This is a genomic window from Rhodovulum iodosum (genome assembly GCF_041020385.1).
In the GTDB taxonomy this organism is placed as follows: Bacteria; Pseudomonadota; Alphaproteobacteria; order Rhodobacterales; family Rhodobacteraceae; genus Rhodovulum; species Rhodovulum iodosum.
On record NZ_JBEHHI010000002.1, the window covers coordinates 106,967 to 126,440 of the forward strand.

General features: G+C 62.7%; 19 protein-coding genes. 14 read left to right on the plus strand and 5 right to left on the minus strand.

Annotated elements, in window-relative coordinates:
• The first annotated feature begins 248 nt into the window (after positions 1–248).
• The 3 genes from Ga0609869_RS09625 to Ga0609869_RS09635 all read left to right on the plus strand — a co-directional run bounded on the left by Ga0609869_RS09625 (position 249) and on the right by Ga0609869_RS09635 (position 5,466).
• Entirely contained in the window at positions 249–2,333 is a 2,085-nt protein-coding gene (locus tag Ga0609869_RS09625) for a DUF3363 domain-containing protein (protein ID WP_125406519.1), read from the plus strand.
• Between the two features lie 194 nt (positions 2,334–2,527).
• Positions 2,528–3,421, plus strand: a complete 894-nt coding sequence (locus Ga0609869_RS09630) for a hypothetical protein (protein WP_125406522.1) — start codon at positions 2,528–2,530, stop codon at positions 3,419–3,421.
• Positions 3,418–5,466 (plus strand): tetratricopeptide repeat protein, encoded by a 2,049-nt coding sequence (locus Ga0609869_RS09635; RefSeq protein WP_125406525.1) that lies wholly within the window; start codon positions 3,418–3,420, stop codon positions 5,464–5,466. Before Ga0609869_RS09630 ends, Ga0609869_RS09635 begins: the two co-directional genes overlap by 4 nt.
• Before the next feature lie 507 nt (positions 5,467–5,973).
• Here the strand turns inward: Ga0609869_RS09635 and Ga0609869_RS09640 are convergent.
• Positions 5,974–6,471 carry a very short patch repair endonuclease gene (locus Ga0609869_RS09640; protein ID WP_125406528.1) on the minus strand — a complete coding sequence of 166 codons (498 nt, stop codon included), beginning with the start codon at positions 6,469–6,471 and terminating at the stop codon, positions 5,974–5,976.
• Between the two features lie 238 nt (positions 6,472–6,709).
• On the opposite strand from Ga0609869_RS09640, the gene Ga0609869_RS09645 reads away from it, so the two are divergent.
• Positions 6,710–7,657 (plus strand): hypothetical protein, encoded by a 948-nt coding sequence (locus tag Ga0609869_RS09645; RefSeq protein ID WP_125406531.1) that lies wholly within the window; start codon positions 6,710–6,712, stop codon positions 7,655–7,657.
• A 25-nt stretch (positions 7,658–7,682) separates the two neighbouring features.
• On the opposite strand, the gene dcm is transcribed toward Ga0609869_RS09645, so the two are convergent.
• From dcm to Ga0609869_RS09665, 4 genes are all read right to left on the minus strand, one after another.
• A complete protein-coding gene (gene dcm / locus Ga0609869_RS09650) occupies positions 7,683–9,914 on the minus strand; it encodes a DNA (cytosine-5-)-methyltransferase (protein ID WP_125406534.1) in 2,232 nt (743 codons plus the stop codon).
• A gap of 111 nt (positions 9,915–10,025) precedes the next feature.
• Positions 10,026–10,358 (minus strand): hypothetical protein, encoded by a 333-nt coding sequence (locus tag Ga0609869_RS09655; protein WP_438826874.1) that lies wholly within the window; start codon positions 10,356–10,358, stop codon positions 10,026–10,028.
• 77 nt (positions 10,359–10,435) lie between these two features.
• A complete protein-coding gene (locus Ga0609869_RS09660; protein ID WP_125406537.1) occupies positions 10,436–11,746 on the minus strand; it encodes a recombinase family protein in 1,311 nt (436 codons plus the stop codon).
• Positions 11,743–12,195, minus strand: coding sequence for a DUF2924 domain-containing protein (locus Ga0609869_RS09665; RefSeq protein WP_125406539.1), 453 nt, complete (start codon positions 12,193–12,195; stop codon positions 11,743–11,745). Before Ga0609869_RS09665 ends, Ga0609869_RS09660 begins: the two co-directional genes overlap by 4 nt.
• Positions 12,196–12,575: 380 nt before the next feature.
• Here Ga0609869_RS09665 and Ga0609869_RS09670 point away from each other — a divergent pair, with 380 nt between their 5' ends.
• The 10 genes from Ga0609869_RS09670 to Ga0609869_RS09715 all read left to right on the plus strand — a co-directional run bounded on the left by Ga0609869_RS09670 (position 12,576) and on the right by Ga0609869_RS09715 (position 19,467).
• A complete protein-coding gene (locus Ga0609869_RS09670; protein WP_125406545.1) occupies positions 12,576–14,804 on the plus strand; it encodes a hypothetical protein in 2,229 nt (742 codons plus the stop codon).
• 79 nt (positions 14,805–14,883) lie between these two features.
• A complete protein-coding gene (locus tag Ga0609869_RS09675) occupies positions 14,884–15,123 on the plus strand; it encodes a hypothetical protein (protein ID WP_125406548.1) in 240 nt (79 codons plus the stop codon).
• 100 nt (positions 15,124–15,223) lie between these two features.
• Entirely contained in the window at positions 15,224–15,946 is a 723-nt protein-coding gene (locus Ga0609869_RS09680; RefSeq protein ID WP_125406551.1) for an RNA polymerase sigma factor, read from the plus strand.
• A gap of 118 nt (positions 15,947–16,064) precedes the next feature.
• Positions 16,065–16,289, plus strand: coding sequence for a hypothetical protein (locus Ga0609869_RS09685; protein WP_125406553.1), 225 nt, complete (start codon positions 16,065–16,067; stop codon positions 16,287–16,289).
• Between the two features lie 6 nt (positions 16,290–16,295).
• Complete coding sequence (locus Ga0609869_RS09690; RefSeq protein ID WP_245972319.1) at positions 16,296–16,658, plus strand: hypothetical protein; 363 nt, start codon at positions 16,296–16,298, stop codon at positions 16,656–16,658.
• A gap of 44 nt (positions 16,659–16,702) precedes the next feature.
• Positions 16,703–17,191 carry a hypothetical protein gene (locus Ga0609869_RS09695; protein WP_125406556.1) on the plus strand — a complete coding sequence of 163 codons (489 nt, stop codon included), beginning with the start codon at positions 16,703–16,705 and terminating at the stop codon, positions 17,189–17,191.
• Positions 17,188–18,036 carry an ATP-binding protein gene (locus tag Ga0609869_RS09700; RefSeq protein WP_125406559.1) on the plus strand — a complete coding sequence of 283 codons (849 nt, stop codon included), beginning with the start codon at positions 17,188–17,190 and terminating at the stop codon, positions 18,034–18,036. The genes Ga0609869_RS09695 and Ga0609869_RS09700 overlap by 4 nt, the downstream gene beginning before the upstream one ends.
• Positions 18,033–18,770, plus strand: a complete 738-nt coding sequence (locus Ga0609869_RS09705; RefSeq protein ID WP_245972321.1) for a hypothetical protein — start codon at positions 18,033–18,035, stop codon at positions 18,768–18,770. Before Ga0609869_RS09700 ends, Ga0609869_RS09705 begins: the two co-directional genes overlap by 4 nt.
• Positions 18,767–19,000 (plus strand): hypothetical protein, encoded by a 234-nt coding sequence (locus Ga0609869_RS09710; protein ID WP_125406562.1) that lies wholly within the window; start codon positions 18,767–18,769, stop codon positions 18,998–19,000. Before Ga0609869_RS09705 ends, Ga0609869_RS09710 begins: the two co-directional genes overlap by 4 nt.
• 266 nt (positions 19,001–19,266) lie before the next feature.
• On the plus strand, positions 19,267–19,467 hold the full coding sequence (locus Ga0609869_RS09715; protein WP_245972322.1) for a DUF6511 domain-containing protein: 201 nt from the start codon (positions 19,267–19,269) through the stop codon (positions 19,465–19,467).
• Positions 19,468–19,474: the final 7 nt, after the last annotated feature.

The following is a 19,474-nucleotide window of genomic DNA, read 5'->3' on the forward strand; positions in this document are numbered from 1 at the left end:
GCCTCGCTGGCCGGGCCTCTGGCCCTAAGCTGTTGTCTGCACATTGTTTTTTGAGCTCTATCGGAGTCGGCGTGCGAATATCGTGCGGCATGGATCGACACTTTCTTCCATGAATTCAACACTCTTTCCTGCCACGCGGCGCCGCAACCGGGGAGCAACCTACGCTACGGCCTGTCTTTGCGCGCTAGGCTTCGATGGCCTCCTGACGCCCCTTGATCCGTCCCAATACGACCCCCAATCGTCTCTCCATGACCCGCGACGAGACTGAGTTCCGCATCCGCCCCGGCAAGCCCCGGGATCACCAGCCGCGCACCTCGCGCGTGCGCCGCAAGCCGCAGGGCTTCCTTGCCCAAGTGCACCAGGCCGTGCGCCGCGCGGGTGGCGATCCGAACAAGTTGGCCGGGAAGGGAAAGGCAAGCGGACGGTACAACGCGCGCGGCCGGGGTGCGAAGGTGGCCGCCGAACTGAAAGGCCGGAACCCGTGGTCGCGCGGTCCGGACGGAAGCCGGACGCGCGCCCGACGGGTGACCGTGAAGGCGCGGATCGTGAAGCTCAACCCGCAGCGGGGCGCGGCGCGCGGGCGCTCCTTCGTCAGCGCCAAGGCGGTCGATGCGCATCTGCGCTACCTGGAACGCGATGGTGTCACGCGCGACGGTGAACGGGCCCAGGTCTATTCCGCGAGTGAGGATGCCGCCGACGGTCGGGACTTCCTCGACCGCGGCCGCGACGACCGGCACCAGTTCCGCTTCATCGTCTCCGCCGAGGAAGGCGTCGAACTGTCCGACCTGCGCCAAACGACACGTGACCTGATGGCACAGATGGAGGTCGATCTGCAGACGCGGCTCGATTGGATCGCGGTCGACCATTACAACACCGGGCACCCGCACACGCATATTTTGGTCCGCGGCGTGACCGACCAGGGGAAGATCCTGAACATCGCGGGCGACTACATCGCGCATGGCATCCGCGAATGGGCGAGCGAGATCGTGACGCTTGAACTGGGCCGCCAGACCGAGCTGGAGGTCACCGACCAGCTGCGGCGCGAGGTCGAAGCCGACCGCTTCACACGTCTCGACCGCATGCTCATTGCCGAGCAGGAAGCCGCGAGCGAGTTCGCCGATCTGCGCCCGGATCACGACACGCTGGAGACCATGAAGCGCAACCGCGCGCTGCTGATCGCGCGCGCCCGGCGGCTCGAAAAGATGGGGCTGGCGACGGAAGTGCGGCCCGGCGAATGGCACATCTCCGATCGTGCCGAAGGCACCTTGCGCGCATTGGGCGAGCGCGAGGACATCATCAAGTCGATGCACCGGGCGCTGGACGGCAACGATCTCAACGATGCGCGCGGAACGTCCCAACTGGCGATGCATCGCGACAAGCTGCGCGAGCGGATCACCGGCCGGGTACTGGCGCGCGACCTCGCGGGCGACGGCAATAGCGACCGGGTGCAGCTGGTGATCGACGGTACGGATGGGCGCGTGCACCAGATCGAGCTTCATGCGGATCGCTGCGACGGCATCGGTCGCGGCATGATCGTCGCCGCTGTGCCGCCACCGACCGACCCCCGCACGGCCGACCGGAACATCCTCGCTGCGACGGATAGCGACGGCACCTATCACCCGTCGCGGCATATCGAGATCGCCCGGGCAGAGAAGATCACGCCCGACCCGGAGCGCTTCGTCACCGCCCATTTGCGCCGCCTCGAGGCCCTGCGCCGGGCCGGGATCGTGGAACGCTGGGGCGAGGATTACTGGAAGGTGCCGCAGGACCTGCCCGAACGCGGTCTGGCCCATGACCGGAAAGGACATGGCCCCGGCGCGCGGATGGAGATGCTCTCCCCCATCGGGCTGGACAAGCAGGTCACCCATGATGGCGCGACCTGGCTCGACAAGGAGTTGATGCGACAGGGCAGTACCGATCTGCGAGAGACAGGCTTCGGGCTGGAGATGAAACGCGCCATGGGACGCCGCAAGCAGGTCCTCGTCCAACGCGGCGATGTGCAAGACCTGGGCCAGGGCCGCATCCGCGCCGCGCGCGACCTCGTCCAGAGACTGGAAGCTCGCGAGATCGCCCGCGTCGGCCGCGCCATGGCCGCGGACCGCGGCCGCGACTGGACCCCCATCAAACCCGGCAGCCGCTTCGGCGGAGAACTCGTCGGCAGCACCCAACTCCCCAGCGGCCGCTTCGCCATGATCGACAACGGCCTAGGCTTCAGCCTCGTCCCCTGGAACGACGCTCTGGAACGACGGATCGGCCAGCAGATTGGGGGCGTCGGAATGCCGGGCGGTGGCGTTGACTGGTCGTTTAGGCGGAAGCGCGGGTTGGGTTTGTGAGCCAACTCCCGCCCCCAAGGGCCACTGTTGCAGGACTTTTGCCGGAAAAAGCTTAAACCTCCGCACGCACGATGCAGCAACTTAGCCGAGTGCACACCTTCTTCTTGATAGCATCCGATCAACAGCCATAGTAGTGTCGCTCGAAAACAATGGGAAATCGACCCAGCCAACCAAGCCGGACCGTAAGGAAGTAGATGCAGTTCGAAGATAACGAGTTAGACAAAGCGCTCCAGTCGGGTTTGGCGTCGCTTGATGCAAACCAAAATGCGCAAGCGACTAATGTGCACTTAGAACAGGGCGTCTCAGATGAGCGGCGAAAGTTCTTTGAAGATGAAGCATTTGCACCTTTGAGCAGCTCTTGGGGCGATTTAACGAGGCGCCACATTGACTATGTGAACCGGTATGTGAAGACGGATTTGGACCAGCCTCATACCTTTCAAGATACATTTGCACCCAATGATGTTGGAGACATAGACCACGCGCAATTGATTGTTCGCTTGGAGGGCTTGGCTCGACCAATGTGGGAATTCGGTTGCACCTTTGACGAACTGAAAGCAGCTCGTGACGCCGATGACACCGTTTTTCTCGATGAGTTTTGCGAATTCTGGAATCAAAGACGCGATCTTAGACCCGCATTTTCAACGCTCCTTAGCGAAGTGAAAGATGAGATTGACCAGATTGATTGGGCTGACGCTTTGCGCGACCTGCTTGGTCTTGCCCACTATTCCGCGAATACGGCGCCAGAACCCGTGGCCTTGTGCAAGTATTCAGTCGCCGACGTCCGAAATGAAGCAACTACCGGTTTTCCAATCACCATGCCGACCGTCTTGGACAGCGAACCTTGGGAGCATTACTTTCCCGCTCCCAAGTCGCTGCAGTTTGGTCGCGCTATGGCTCTCACGCCCTGTGACGGTGACGAAAACTTGAAGGTGGAGTTTCTTAACTCTCGCGTGACATACTCGCACAAAAACATCTGGAAAATCGGTATGATAGTGACACCGGCCCCTACCTCCGATATTAGCGACCTGCGCGCGCTGCACCTGCTAGCGCTGCAAATCGCATCTGGCGATCATACGTTCGGAACATGACAGAAGCATTGAAACAAAAAGGCCCGGAGCGGCATCCTTGGCTCGAAGTACTTGAGGCTTCGCCGGAGGCGTCTGTGTCTGATCTCATGGCGGGCTACGCTGCCGTGTTCCCGTATACACGCGCCGATGCTCCGGATGCTGCTCGCACGCTCGTCGGCCATTTACCTGCCGAAGACCCGGCGCGAATAGCCTTGGCCTCAGGCATTCTGTCCTGGCTTCGAATGAAACGCGACGAGCACCTACCTGCCGATCGGGCCAGACTACAGGATTTCATTCGCCAGGTCTCAGAAGCATTCGAAATCATTGCTCTTCTCGATCAGACCGAGCCGGCCCTCGAATTGCGCGACAAATACGTACGATGGTTCGCGTGGGCGAACCGGTTGAACCTGACACCTTCTCGGGACGCGCGGGCCAGTTACTTCCGCATGCTCGCCAACACGCAACCGATCCTTGCAGAGCGTCTTGCCGATCCCGACGCCCTCGCACCCTTCTGGATGCGCCTTTGCAGGGAGTCTGGCTCCACCTATCCAAAAGGGTACTTGCAGATCGGATTGCTGGGCCTTCGTCGGTTGCCTGGTGCAATCGAGCGCGGCGAGCGACCTTGGATTGCCGGGCTTGCGGCTTGGGCACTCGAACAGGCTCCCTCGGACAAGGAGTTCATGCGGGCTTGGTCGCCGTTGAAGCGACTGCATCCCGCAGGACCAAAAGTTCTGCGGCAAAATGTATTCAATGTCCTCTCGCAAAAGACCTATGTGGACGCTGGGATAGAAACGCCCGGTTGGTGGGCAAGCGATCCAGTGTTCCCCAAATTGCAAGACTCCAAAGGGCGTGCTCATTCGCTTGAACCACCGGCACCGGAGCTGCGTGAGAGCATCATTCATGACCTTCGTGACGGCGTCCGATTTTCAGATTTGGATGATCGGTTGAACACGATGGTGGAGCGCTACGAACGTTATACTGACGCGACCGGAGACGTCTATTTTCTGGTGCGATCTTTCTGTAACGTGGGCAACATTCTGCTTCGGAATTCTGTGAATGATCACAGTGAAGTAGCACGTTTTGCGCAGAATTTGGCTCGCAAAACACTGCGATATCAACCCCGCAACCCGATTGCATGGGGGCTTTGGCGCGACGCGCTGTTTAGTGGCGGCGCTTACGATGCTGCGGTCGCGCTTGGATGGGAAACAGTTCGCCGGTTTCCGAGTAATCCGTTGATGCGCAACGAATTGGCTGAAATCCTGATTGCGCTGGATCAAGCAGACGTGGCTTTGGCCTTGCTCGACGACGCAATTGAGGCGCAGGCTTTCAATGCCGTGACCTACGCAATTCTTGCCCGCCTCTTGGCCAATAGGGGAGATATGGAAGCAGCGCGCACGGCAATTGAAGATGGCCTCACGATCGACTCTGAGAATGCTATTCCGACGCAATGGCGCTCCTACTTGGATGATGGCAAACCGCTCCCTCTATTGGCCGCTGCTCGGAAAAGAGTGATTGACGCTGTCGATGCCGATTCAAGCGACGAAGTAATCGCGGAACTCGGACGCAGTGGACATCTGCGGCACTTGCGTCAGCGCCTGCAGAGTGATGCATCTGCCGTTGAGGAGTTGCAGGAGATACTGAATACCGACCCGAGCTTTGCCTATGCTCAAATCCTCGCAGCGCGACACAACCTCTGGCATGCGTCAGAACAGGCGCTTCCGCCAGTTGCCGCCGCTTTCGAAGAGGCGCTCGCGAGCGAGGACATCGAACGGCTGACTGCGCTGACGGAACAGATGCCGCGGTTGGAGTCGTTGATCTTGCTCGCACGGGCCATTCTTGGAGACGCAGTTGCTGCACGCGAAATCGATGGCCGCTTGCGCAGCCCCAGCGCAATGGACGATGCTCGAGCCATCGAAATCCTTCAAAGCCGCTTCCAACCTGTTTTCGAGTTGATCGACGGAGGTCTGGAACCCTCTGAGGCAGTAAGCGAGTATGCAGACCAGCTTCGCATAGCGATCTATGACACCAATGAAGCCGTTTCAGCCCCGGAACTCTTGGTGGCGTGACTTCGATGCTTTTTTGGCGACCTGCGGTAGGGGGCCTCCTGACCAAAAACCTCGCACGGCTATCCACCTGATTAATTCGGATGGCCCACCCTGAGCTTTTTGCTGCACATTTTGCTGCACAAACCGCAACACGAGAAGCCCATTATTTTCGCAAATTCAGTCATTTAGGTACATGGAAAGAAAGCACTTTCGGACTGTCTCTCCGCCACCTGCCCCCGCGAAAGCGTTCTCCCGATCCGGCTCCGGCCGGATTTTTCCGTTGTTTTCGAGGGTTATGCGGGACGGGCTGAGCACCGACCTCGGTGCCCGGAGGCCCGGAGGCGGTCTCTCATTGCCGGTATTCTCTGGACCTCATGACTGCGGGAGTTTGGTGTTCAGGTTGCAAGACTCTGAAATAAGATGGCTTTTCGGAGTTCCCGGCTAAACACTTCGGCGCCAGTGGCGTGCGCAAGATGACACTCAGATCGAACTTTCAACAGGCGCATTATACCCTGAGGGCTGAACCAATCAGCTGGACGAGCTGACATATTCGCCTTCTCCTGTAGGTGGCGAGACCCCGCGTTCGCCGAGCTCGAGCGTCTCCGTTTCGGAGAGCAACCAAGTTGAAAGCTGGTCGGCCGCTGCCGCGATCTGTTCCGGTTTTCGAAGGGCACACTCCCAGATCGTCGCTACGCGCCAGCCCGCCGCAAGCAGCGCGCCCCGAACCGCGCTGTCCCGCGCAACGTTCGCGTCGAACTTTGCCTGCCAGAACGCTACGCGCGTCGCGGGAGTGGTAGCGTAGCGGCACCCCTCATGCCGATGCCAGAAACACCCGTGCACAAAGATGACCGCGCGGTGCTTCGGGAGGACGAGGTCAGGCCTACCTTTGACTTTCTTCGAGTGAAGACAGTAGCGGAAGCCGCGTGCGTGCAGCGCCCGCCGAAGAGCCATCTCAGGCTTCGTGTTCTTTCCCTTGATCCCAGCCATCATCCGCGAACGAGTGACGGCGTCGACGACATCAGACATATACTAAGCTTAAGCCAGTTCGATTGACGATGCATACTCCTGCGGGGGCAGCAGTCGCTGCACAATCGATCTCGTTCCGCGGTGGCCCAGGCGCCAGGAGGTCAATCGCGTGAAGACCGTTGGAGATGCTCCGTTTTGCGGTCAAGCCTCCTGTAAGGGGCAGTGTGGCTGTCTGGGTCTAGATGATCTTGCTTGTCTGACCTAGGAGGGAGTTCGAGAAGATCCGAATGGAAGTCACATGGCAAAAAGAGCACGAAAGGCCCGACTCTACGGTGCCGACGGCGTTCCCGCTCCTGAGTTCAACAGGATGGTCAAGAGCTGGCTTGAAGGCGACCTCCCAATAAGGGAACACACAAGTCCTGCAGCATTCGATGGCGTTCGCCAGAAGTACATGGAAGCAGTGGATGTCGCAATCTCAGCTGGCCTTGATCGAGCCATCGCGCACAGGGAGGCTCTAAATAAGCTGACAGAGCTTCTGTTTGGCTACGATATTGCAGAAGAGCTCGCCGAGAGACTGAATCCTGGCCTCGTAAACGAAGCAGGATTCAGAACCACCCTTTCGCAAGGCGTTGCCAAGAATGTTGGCGAGAACTTTGTAAATCTTATTGTCTATGCTTTGGCCGACACGCTTTCGGATCAGGACGAGATTCTCATAGACAAGGGCCTTCCACCCGCACTGAAAGCCGCTCTTGAGTTGAGAAGGACCGTTCCACTTAAGACGGGAGATATGGACATCTCTATCCCAATTGAAGGGGACATGGCCATATTCTCCAGAAGAAATCCGCTTAATGCGGTAGTCATCAGCGCGAAGACTCGTTTAAAAGAAGTTTTCCACATTGGGACCATGTGGAAGCTTCTGTTTGACACAATTGATGATGAGTATTGCCTGGACAAATGGGGACTCACGGCACCCGCTGGCTCAGACGTCTCGGAAGTGCTTTACGTGTTTGCCACAGCCGACATGGTCAGGGAAGGTGGTAGAAATAGTCAAGGACCAGATGTAGAACGCGACATGCCGCGAAACCTCATAGCTATGGACGCATCTTTCTTCGACTACGTTTTTGTCTCGAAGGTCGGAATCCCCCACGTCGAAAACAAGATTTCTCTAGCAGAGCGTGGCGCTCTCTTTCACGAGCTTGGGTGTTTGATTGACCTTATCAAGCTCAAATTCCCGCTCCCAAAATAGATACGTTTATCTTGCATAGTGGCTGTCAGCTCGCAGAAAGAAGATCTGTCTTATGATTGGCACATTCCCCCTCGTGCGGGAAGATTTGAATTTCTTCTGCAAGCTCGGAAATCCGCGCGGCAAACAAGCGAGACAACAAAGGTGGCACGGCATTTCCTATAGCTGAGTACGTATCTACGACCCCTGAAACATCAAAACGGAAAAAATCAGGGAACGATTGGACGCGAGCCGCTTCCCTGATGGTCAGAGACCGAGGCTCCGTCGGGTGCCAGTATGCATAGGTATCCTTGCCGATGTGTGCCACGATAGTCCTGCACGGCTTTGTTGCAGAAAGCCGTTCGAACCAGTCGCCATGTGTTGATCCACCGTTCTTCAGGTAGCCTTCGAGCAACAAGTGCTGTTCAGGAAGTTTGAACCTCTCCTTGGTGTGCTCCAAAAGGAGACGAAGCATCAGGCTTCCATCTACTTTGCCAAGCAGATTCTCAAGTGCGTGCTTTGTCTTTGACGATTGAACCTCTTCAATGGCGGCTTCTATGCCGTCTCTTAGGTCCTGAAGGGTCTGCGAACGGTCAACTTTGAGATCCATCCACCTTATACCAGGGGCGACAAAAGACGCGAAGACGCGATCATCATCACGCGGCTTTCGGAAGATGTGAGCATCAGTAGCGGCTGGCCTTACTCCAGAGACGGGGTCAGGCTGCTGAACCCAAGACAGATAATCACGTTGCTCCGGAGGAAGCTTGGGATCCCAAACGTCGTACACTGCGCTTGAATGATCTGTCTTTATCCCACCCTTTGGATCAAACTCTTGCGGATCAGACAAGCCAGTGAGCGCCACACGCAGAGGCACGTCCGCAGCAGCGGACTTAAGTTCAAAGAACTTCGAAGCAATATTGTGAGGAGCAGCCCCAGCCTTCGCGCCAAACATTATGAAGCGGCGACGGTCTTGAGGTACCGCATAATCACGAGCGTTAATGACCTGGTGACTGACATGATACGTCAGTTTATCGGTGGCCAATTCTTCAATCAGCTCAACTAGCAAGGCGGGAGCATCGAAGGTGCCATTCGGAGTTTTTAGTGCCGACTGGAAGTTGGATACATTCTCAAAGAGGAATACTTCGGGCTGAAGCGCCTCGAGAAAGAGCACATATTGCACCATGAGAGCATTGCGCTCGTCACCATATTCTTTGTGCGACCACGCATGCACTCCTTGGTCTCGGAGGCTTTGGATTACCGGTCGCCCAATACGGCTGAATCCCTTGCACGGTGGTCCGCCGAGCACGATGTGCGCCCGATATCGATCAAAATAGAGCTCCTCAAGCTGCGACTTGTTTTCAAGGCAGAATTCGGCACGGACAGATGCACGTGAGGCACGCCAATCGATCCATGCTTCCTTCAGCCTGGAAAATGCGTCGGTGCTCAGAAACTCACAAAGTCGTGTAAGGCGTTTCGAGTTGTTAGAATTCTGGCCGCGGCCAGATTTACCGGCGGCTTCTTGGATTTCATTGAATCGTGCTGACCACTCTTGTTCCATATCATGGACCAGTTCACGATTTGGAAAACCAAGGGCTGGTTCCCCCTCGGCGTTTTCGAGGAGGCTTTCACACTCTTCACCCCACGGGAGACTCCGCGTGCTTGCCAACGGCCTACTGAACGAGGAAACTCCTAACCTGTTTACGAACGCTTTGACTAAAGCGAGTGTGAAAGTCTGCGGCGGTACACGAGACAACTCTTCTACGTAGTCATCACTTTGCGAAATCTCGGCAGCAAGTGATGAGAATTTTTTGTCGATATTGCGAATTCGCGCAAGAAATTCCGACAAGCCGATTTCATTGAGGCGCTCGAATAGCTCGGGATGGAAAGACGAACCCGCGAGGTGAACGAGATAAAAAAGGCGTATCTCAGTAGGGTGCTGGAACCATGTCATATCAGCGACACGGCCGATAGGCAGTGAAGCTCGGTCGCCAAGGCTGCGAAAGTTCCTGTTGAAGATCTTAATTGCCGATGGATCGTTATCGATCCCGAGAACTGTTTTGAACCGCCTAGCGCCATTGAAATTATCAAAGCCGCATGAGAGGCCGCCGGCTCCGCAAAAAAGGTCGACGACCCGCAGTGTATCTTGAAGGGGACGTTCGGGAAGCGAGCGGTAATAGTTCACAGGACTTGCTTTCTTGCTTTGCTCTCGTTTCGCTGCGGCTGGCGTTGTTGTCCCGCAACCCTTGGCTAGGCGCGCGACCCCGCGATGACGCAGGCTCATCACCCAACCCTCAAATACACGATAGTGGGCTTGGGCTCAAAGGTGAAGACAATATCTTGACAGAGGAGGCGGAGGAAAGATGGACGGTGAGGGCTCGCTGCGTGGCCACTATCAGCAAGCAGCATCCGTGTCCGCATCTTGGCTTTGGAGGATGAGGTGCTGGCGGCTCCAGCGCGCCTCCCTTAGTTTGAGCAATCCGGCCAGCGTCGCCCCCGGTGCCTGCTTCCCGTCTAGGATCGCTTCGACGATGTCGGGCGCGAGCAGCGTGAGCCGCAAGACGCGGGTCATGTAGGAGGGCGCGATCCCCTCGCGCTCGGCCAGTTCGGCAATGGTTGCGAACTCGCCCGACTCCAGCATGCGTTTCCAGCGGAAGGCGCGCGCCAGCGCCTTGACCAGCGTGTTGTCAGTCCGCCGTGGTTGCACAGCGCCCTCGGGCATCTTCATCTCTTTCCGCCCGCCGCGCTTCACGATGCGGAACGGGACGTGGAGTGTCACGATGTCGGGGACTGGCGCGCCGCATGTCACGCTGCTTCTCCGATTCCACCGGCCAGCATCTCGCGGGCCAGACCGCCGAGGCCGTCGACGCGCAGGCGGACGTTTAGCCCGTCCACGCCGATGTCGACCCGCTCGACCAGCAGCGCCACGATGCGCGCCTGCTCGGCCGGGAACAGTTCGTCCCACAGCGGGTCGATCTGGTGCAACGCTGCGCGGGCGTCGGTCTCGGTGATGGCGTCGGCATGGGCGCGCGCCGCCTTCCACGTGCCCGCTACGATCTCGGGCTGGCGGAACACGGCGCGGAGCTGGTCGATGACGGCCGCCTCGATCTCGCCCGCGGGCACGCGGCCGACCGGGCACGATCCGGCGCCGTGCTTCAGCACGGTCTGGCTGACGTAGTAGCGATAGAGCTTCCCGCCCTTGCGGGTATGCGTCGGGGAGAAGGCCGCGCCGTCTGGGCCGAACAGCAGGCCCTTCAGCAAGGCGGGCGTCTCGGCGCGGGTGCGCGCGGCGCGCTTTCGCGGGCTCTCCTGCAGGATGGCGTGGACGCGATCCCACGTCTCTCGGTCGATGATCGCGCCGTGCTCGCCCGGGTAGCTCTCGCCCTTGTGGACCGCCTCGCCGATGTAGGCGCGGTTGTTCAGCATCCGGTAGAGGTATTTCTTGTCGATCCGGTTGCCGCGGGGCGTGCGGATGCCGCGCTTCGCCACCTCGCGGGCCAGTTCAGTGCCCGAGCCGATCTCGAGGAAGCGGGCGAAGATCCAGCAGACATGCTCGGCGGCTTCGTCATCGATCACCAGCTTCCGGTTCTGGACCCGATAGCCGTAGGGCGGCACCCCGCCCATCCACATGCCCTTCTTTCGGCTGGCGGCGACCTTGTCGCGGATGCGCTCGGCGGTGACCTCGCGCTCGAACTGGGCGAAGGACAGGAGGATGTTGAGCGTCAGTCGCCCCATGGACGTGGTCGTGTTGAAGCTCTGCGTGACCGAGACGAAGGTCACACCGTTTCGGTCGAACACCTCGACCAGCTTGGCGAAATCCGCCAACGAGCGGCTGAGCCGGTCGATCTTGTAGACCACGACCACATCTACGAGCCCGTCTTCGATGTCCTCCAGCAGCCGCTGCAGGCCGGGGCGCTCGAGCGTACCGCCGGAGATGCCGCCGTCATCATACTGGTCGCGGACCGGCACCCAGCCCTCGGATCGTTGGCTGGCGATGAACGCCTCGCAGGCCTCGCGTTGGGCGTGAAGGGAGTTGAACTCCTGCTCGAGCCCTTCCTCCGAGGATTTCCGAGTGTAGATCGCGCAGCGCTGCTTGCGGACGACCGGCTTGGTCATGTCCGCCTCCGCCGGTTCTTAAGACCGAAGAACACGAGCCCGTTCCACCTCGTGCCGGTGATGGCGCGGGCGATGGCGGACAGCGACTTGTAGGGCCGCCCCTGCCATTCGAAGCCGTCCGCGGTGACGGTGACGACGTGTTCGACGCCCTGCCACTCGCGGATCAGCCGGGTGCCGGCGATGGGCATGGTGTCGGCGCGGACGCGGCTCTTTTTCCTGTCACCGCCGTCGAGCTCTTCGCCCAGCCGCTCCAGCCGCCGGATCGTCTCGGGCTTCAGGCCGCCATAGGCGAGTTCTTGGATGCGGTATGCGAGCCGGCTCTCCAGGTAGCGTCGGTTGAACGGCGGCGGCTCGCTGTCGAACAGGTCGCGCCACTGCGCCTTCAGCTCCGGCGTCGTCGCGGTCTTCAGCGCGGCCAGGCGCGCGGGAATGGGATCGTGGGTCGTCATGCGGGTCTCCGGTGAGTTGGAGTTGCATGACGGCATCGGTCGGTCGGAGAGTGTAGGCAACTTTCTCCAGTATCGTCAGATACTTCGCCCGTCTCCCGCATCCGCAACCGAACCAGCCCGAGCGCCAGCAATCCGCACAGCTCGGCGCGGCGTTCGGCGGCGGTCATCCGGTCGGGCGGCAGGGGATTGGGGCGCTTCATATCGAGGGGGCCGGTGTCTGTGGTGTCGTCACAGAGGAAAAGCCACCTTCGGTGCCCCGATGGGACACCCACACCGGCCATTGGAACAGACAAGGAACAAAAATGCTTGCCTGCGGCCTGCGACTCCGCGATCCTCTCCGGTTGAATCCCTATCGAGCAGCAGTTGAGTGAGGTGTGTTCATGCCGCGCAAGTCTCTTCCTTTGGGCCCCGAATCCCTCGGTCTGATCGAAGATGCGCGGATCGATTTACTTTGCGCGGCGCTCGCTGTTCGGGACGATGATAGCGAACCCGAATTCGACCTGCCCGAAGATATGCCCGATCTCGAGGACGAGGACGCCACCCATGCGTTTCGGGAGCGGCTGATCGAGATCCTCTCCGAGTTCGACCCGGACGAGCTTCGCCCAACAGAAACCCGGTCACGCCGCATGCGCGCGCTCGCCAGCGGCAAGGGCGTCACGTCGCTCGAAACCATCGTGGCCCAGAAGCTCGATCACGAACGGGCGCAGGAATTCGACGATCAGCCCGACCCGCTCTGCAGGAGCATCTGGGCTTTTCTCAATGCCCGCGAGACCTTCGAAGACGCGGAGAGCTTCCACTTCGCCCGACAGTTTCGCGACCACCGCAAGCTCTATGACGCCTTCGAGGTGGATCTGGAAACCGCAACGCCGCTCGATGCGGCGTCCGTCGACGAGCGGGCGCTGTCGATCAGGATCAAGGAGGTCCTCGAGCTCAAGCCGGCGATCTCCTGCACCGTCCGCGCGCTCGACCTGCCGAAGACCGACGCGCACCCCGCGTCGATCATGCTGATCGTGCGCCATGGCGGGCCGCTCTCAAGCGTATACAACCATCGCGACGACGGCCGGCGCGCGGCGATCTATTATCGCCCGCCGAACGAGGCGACATTGATCTACACGCCGTCGCTGCAGCAGATCGAGGTCTGCGCGGACAGCCCGCTCGTCCGCCAACAGGTCAGCGACACCTTCGCCGAGGTCGCGCTCAACCACGACATTTCCCAGAAGCCGCTCACCTGGAAGCGCTACAACCTCACGCGCTTCCGGACCTCGCTGGCGCTCGAACGCCCCGCCATCGAGGGCTACGACATCAGCGACGCCCGCGTTCTGGAGGCGGAAGTGCGCCTCGGCCATTGGCGGCGAAAGCTGCTGCTGAAGGTCACCATCGACGACGACATCGAGGAGGTCGCCGACCAGTACCTCGGCGCGCGCAACGTGTTCCGGCGTGCCGAGCGTTTCAGCCGGATCGGCATCGCGGTGGTCTACAGCCGGGCCGGCGATGCGACCGAGCGGACGCTCAACATCACGATCTCGGGCACGAAGAGCTGCAATCTCCAGAGCCACAAGGATCCGGAAGAGCGCAGCCTCGGATTCATGCTGCTCCAGGAGTGGGGCATCCTCAGCGCCTTCCGTCAGATCGACCCGTCAGACCTGCGAGCGATGTTCGCCGAGTTGATCAAGCTGCACGACCGCGTCGAAGACGAGGTCACGGGCCAGTACCTGCGTGAGCTCGGTCTCGACGCTCAACGGCTGATCGAAGGCGGGCTGCTCGAGCGGCGCGACCGCCAGGACGTCGTACTGATCGAGGATGGCGACATCGATGGCGAAGGAGCCGTGAAACCGTCCGAGAAGCCAGGGATGGTCCGCACCGTGGGGCTTTTCGGCGAGGAAGCCGGCGACGTGCCCGCGGGCGATCTCGACAAGTATTCGCTCAACGCGGACTGGCTCCGCGAGACGATCCTGCGGCTGCTGAAACCGCTGCTGACGCGGCGCGGGTCGCAACAGATCCTCGACCCGGACCTGACCCTGCTCGGCGCGATGGAGATCGGCGGCGCCGAGGTGCCGCTCTATTTCGCGCGGCGGCTGAACGACCCGAAGACCGTCGAACGGCTGGACCTGGCGATGCGCGCGCGCAACCAGGCCGGCGTCGGCATCGTGCTGTCGGCCAGCGAGGACATGCCCTCCCATCTCGGGCCGAACGTCGTGGTGCCGTTGCTGTCGAACATCGCGCCGGCCGAGGAGGAATTCGCGGTCGCGCGCGACGGGCTCGAGATGGCGTTCCGCAGCAACTTCGCGCTGGCACGCGGCGGCGCGACACCGCAAGTGCTCCGCTCCGGCAAGCAGTCGGGGATGCTGCATGTGCCGGGGAAGGATCCGCTGCCTCTTACCGGCCCAGACCAGATCACGATCTTCGAGCGTCTTGTGGCAGCCTCCAAGACGGGCAGCCCGGACGTGCAGGTCAAGGATCTGATGGACGGGCTCGGTTCGCGCAGTCCCCAGCAGGCATTCCGGCCGAAGACCTGGGAGAGCATCCTGAACGTCTACATCGCCAAGGGCGAGAAGCGCGGCTACTGGCGGCTGGTGATCGACGGGGCGTCGCCCGAGGCGGCCGTCTAACAACGGTCTAACATGGCGTGCGGGACGGTCTAACAAGCGGCTGATTACTGGAAGGGCTCCACTTCAGAGGAGCACTTCCATGCCGACTCCCTTCCCATCGCGCCAGGCGGCCCCGACGAGGCGATCCGGCGCCGCGAACGCAAATCCCACCACTGCGTACTGGCGCTGCACGCGCTGCGACAAGCTGCTCGGCGTCTGCCGCGACGGCCGCATGCACCTGCGCTTCGCGCGAGGCCACGAGTATCTCGTGGGCTTCCCGGTTCAGGCCACCTGTCGCGGCTGCGGCACGCTGAACCACGCGACCGCACCCGCGCGCTGACGCGCGCATCCACCCACCCCCCCTGAAACAGCAGAGACGCGCGACGTCCTGACCTGGCCACCACAAGGCGCCGGACGCCTGGCCGGAAGGCAGGCGTCCGATGTCCTTCGCGTGGCACGAAATCCGCGACCACCTCATGCAATCCTCTTCCACTCTCGGCTTCCAGCGCAGCTTCGACGCGCTCCGATGCGCGCACGGATCCATCGCACGGTTTCCGGACCGGGCGGCGCTTCTCGAAGCGTTGCACCGCGGTCCCGACAGCCCGGCCGGCAAGAACCGGATCCTCAGAGCGCTGATCGCGGCGGCGCAGGACGACGATGGCGCGTCCGATTGCGCCGCGACGGTGCTGCTGCTGGCCCTCTGGCCCGGGCTCGACGCGATCCGACGTCGCGCAATGGCGCGCAGGATCGCGCCCGCCGATGAAATCGTCTCCGACATTCTCGCCCGGACGACCGAGGCTATTCGCAGCCTCGATCCCGACCGCGTCACCTCGATCGCCGCCACGGTCCTGCGGAACGTCGAGCGCGACATCATCCGGGCGCGAAAGCGTGAAGCGGAACGGCAGGGCGTCGCCGCCGAGATCGATCCCGATGGGATCCCCGCGGCGCAGGGTGAGCCTGACCGAGCCCTGCATCGCGCGCGGCTCGTCGACGACATGCGCACGCTGATCGGCGGCGACGCGGACCTCGTCAACCGCGTCGCCGTAGAGGGCTGCTCGCAGGCCGAAGCGGCGGTCCAGCTGGGCCTCACCGAAGCCGCCGCCCGCAAGCGATACCAGCGCGCCACCCGCAGGCTCCGCGATCGCCTCCAGGAAATCGTCTGACCCGATGTCCCGATCCGGGGCGCCGGATGGCTTTTCCCCAGTGACCGGCAAGCACGCCGCCGAACAGCACGAACAAGGATGGACCATGCAGGAACGACACCCAGTCCCCGCAGCCGAGATGGTCAGGATCCCGGGCCTCTATCGGCGCTGGGAACTGCCCGAGGTTCTGAAGAACCACCAGGCCTACCGGATCGAGGATGCCGGCGCGCATCAGGACGGCACGCCGCTCCTTGCGGTCTACGCCGCCTGTGACGGCGATGACCCGGCCGATCCTGCCGCCGCCGCCCCGGTCGCCGGTCTCCGCACCCGCCCGGTCGGGCCGATTTCCCGACAGGCCGCCTAGCGGCGCGTGGAGGAGATCATGTTCATGGGCAACACCCCCTTCATCACCGTCCGCGCCAGCCGCCCGCTGACCGAGATCGAGTTCTGCGCATGGGTGGCGCAGGCCGCGCCCGGCGACCGGCTCGAATACCATCGCGGTTTCCTCGTGCTCGACATCTTCCCGATGCTTGGCCGCCTCGCGGACCGCGAGCGGGAGGAACTGGCGCGGCTCGGGTCGCGCGCCTTCTGGGCCGCCGAGCAGGGCCTCGTCCACCTCGTGCAGGAGCGCGTGGGCTCCGACCGCTTCGCCTACATCGCCGTCGCACGCCCGAAGCCGAAGGCCGCCGCCGCCTCGCTGTCGGCGCTGCTGCTCGAGGAGCAGGCGGCGTGACATCCCCCATCCGGACCCCCTTCGCCGATCACGGAGACCCGTTCATGCCCTGGCCGAACAACAGCCCCACGCCCGACGACCTGCCGGGCATCCCCGACGCCGACCTCGCGCAGTTTCCCGTCGAACTGCTCGCCATCCTGCAGCGCGAGACCGATGAGGCGCTGAAGCGCGCCAAGGCGGCGAAGGCCCGCCTCGATGCCGCGCTGACCATCCGCTACGCCATGCGCGCCGCCGAGGAACGACAGGCCCGGGCCAAGGATACCGGGACGGTCCGCTTCGACGACGGCGATTTCACCGTGGTGGCCGATCTGCCGAAGCGGGTCGATTGGGACCAGGATCGGCTCGGCGAAATCGTCGAGCGCATCCGCGGCTCGGGCGACGACCCCGCCCAGTATGTCGAGATCGCCATCAAGGTGCCGGAGCGCAAATACGCCGCCTGGCCCGACAACATCCGGGCGGTGTTCGAGCCCGCGCGGACCGTGCGCACCGGAGCGCTGAAGGTGGAGCTTCTGCCGCAGGGAGGCGCGGCATGAGCCTCCGGATCGTCACCGCCGACGAGCGGCTGCGCGAGGCGCAGGGCAAGACCACCATGGCGCTGTTCGGCCCGAGCGGCGCCGGCAAGACCACGCTGCTGAAGACGCTGCCGGCCGAGGAAACCGTCTGCCTCGATCTCGAGGCCGGGCTGAAATCGGTGCAGGACTGGCGCGGCGACAGCCTGCCGATCCGCCGCTTCGCCGACGCCGTGGACATCGCCTGCCTGATCGGCGGGGCCAACCCCGCGGCCCAGCCCGACGAGCATTTCTCGGAGGCGCACCACGCGCATCTTCGCGGACAGCACCCGGAGCTTGCCGAGCGGCTCGACGCCAAGCGTATCGTGTTCGTGGACAGCATCACTGACCTGACGCGGCAGGCGATGGCCTGGGCCAAGACCCGGCCCGAGGCGATGTCGGAGCGGACCGGCAAGCCGGACACGCGCGGCGCCTACGGGCTGCTCGCCCGCGAGGTGATCGGGCTCCTCAAGCACCTCCAGCACGCGCCAGGCCGGACGGTGATCTTCGTCGGCATCCTCGAGCGGATCACCGACGAGATGAACCGCACCATCTGGCAGCCGCAGATGGAGGGCGGCAAGGCCGCGCGCGAGCTGCCCGGCATCGTCGACCAGGTGATGACGCTTGGCCTCTTCAGCCCCGAGACCGGCCCGGACGGTGCGACCGCGTGGCGGCACGACCCCGAGAAGGGCGGGACGCGCCGCCTCGTCTGCCGCTCCGGCAACCCGTGGGGCCTGCCCGCAAAGGATCGCTCCGGGCGCCTCGACCTGACCGAGCCGGCCGATCTCGGCGCGCTCCTCTCCAAGATCAACCACGCACCGAAAGGATGAACGAGATGACCTTCGACATGAACGACGTGGCGCCGCAGCAATCCGGCGACCTGATCCCCGACGGCACCTTCGCCAAGGTGACCATGTCCATCCGCAAGGGCGGCACTGACGGGGCGAGCGAGGTGGATCGCGGGCTGCTGAAGCCCTCGAACCAGCCCGGCAGCGACGTGCTGATGCTCGACGCCGAGTTCACGGTGGCCGAGGGACCGCATGCCCGGCGCAAGTTCTGGCAGAACTTCACCGTGCAGGGCGGCAAGCTCGACGAACAGGGCCAGTCGATCGGCTGGAAGATCTCCAAGAGCCAGTTCCGGGCCATGATCGACAGCGCGCTCGGCCTGAACCCGGAGGACATGAGCGAAGCGGCCAAGGCGAAGCGCGTGCTGCGCGGGCTCGCCGATCTCGACGGGATCACATTCGTCGCGAAGATCCAGATCGAGCCGAACCGCAACCCCGCCTACAAGGACGCCAACAAGCTCGACCATGTCGTGCTGCCCACCGCGCCCGAGTGGCAGAGGGTGATGGCCGGCGAAACGGTGCCGGCGCAGCCCTCGAACAAGCCCCGGCCGGCCACTGCGCCCGCGCAGCCCGCAACTCCCGCCTGGGGGCAGTCGCAGCCCGCCGCGGCGCCAGCCGCGCCCGCGTGGTCGTCGCCCGCCGCCCAGCCCGCCGCCCAATCTGCGTCCGAGCCCGCCGCGCCGAAGGCCGCGGGCGGCCCGGCCTGGCTCAACCCGTGAGCCCGGACGAATGGCAGGCGCATGTCACCACAGAAGCGGCCCTTGCGATGGGGCGCTGGCTCGAGGCGCGCGGGCGGCTCGATCGTCCCATCGCCAGCCTCACCCGGCGCGATCTGGAATGCATCGCCTCCAACGCCATCAGCCGCTTCATCGTGCTGGCCTCCGAGCGCCGCACCGCCGCGCCCAACGAGGAGGAGCGAGACGCGCTCGACCTGCTCCTGATGGGGTGAGCGGCGTCTCGGGAAGGGTGAGGCGGAGCGGGAAAGGCGCCAGTGGCGCGTTTCCCCGCCGAACGGGGAGCGTTCCAGCCGCGAACGGGCGGAGCCCTCTATCCCGCGCCGAACTTGGCCGTCGCGTGCCCTGCGCGCTCTGCGGCCGGGAAGCTCGGGGCTTCGGCTACTGCCACGGCCTGCGCTGGGACCGCCATGCCCGTCACCGCTTCTGCTCGATGGCCTGCCTCACGGCGGGCTCGGCCAACGCCAAAAGGAACCACGGCATGATCGACAAGACCGACATGGAAACCCGCGCGATCCGCGAGGCGCGCCGCGAGCTGGCCGAGGCGCTGACGGAGATGGGGCTGATGGCGCCCTTTTTCGACCGGCCGGCCGAGGACATCGACCGCCTGATCGAGGCCTGCGTCGACGGATTTCAGGCGTCCATGCAGCGCCAGTCCGACGCCGGCGACTGCCCATTTTGATCACGGA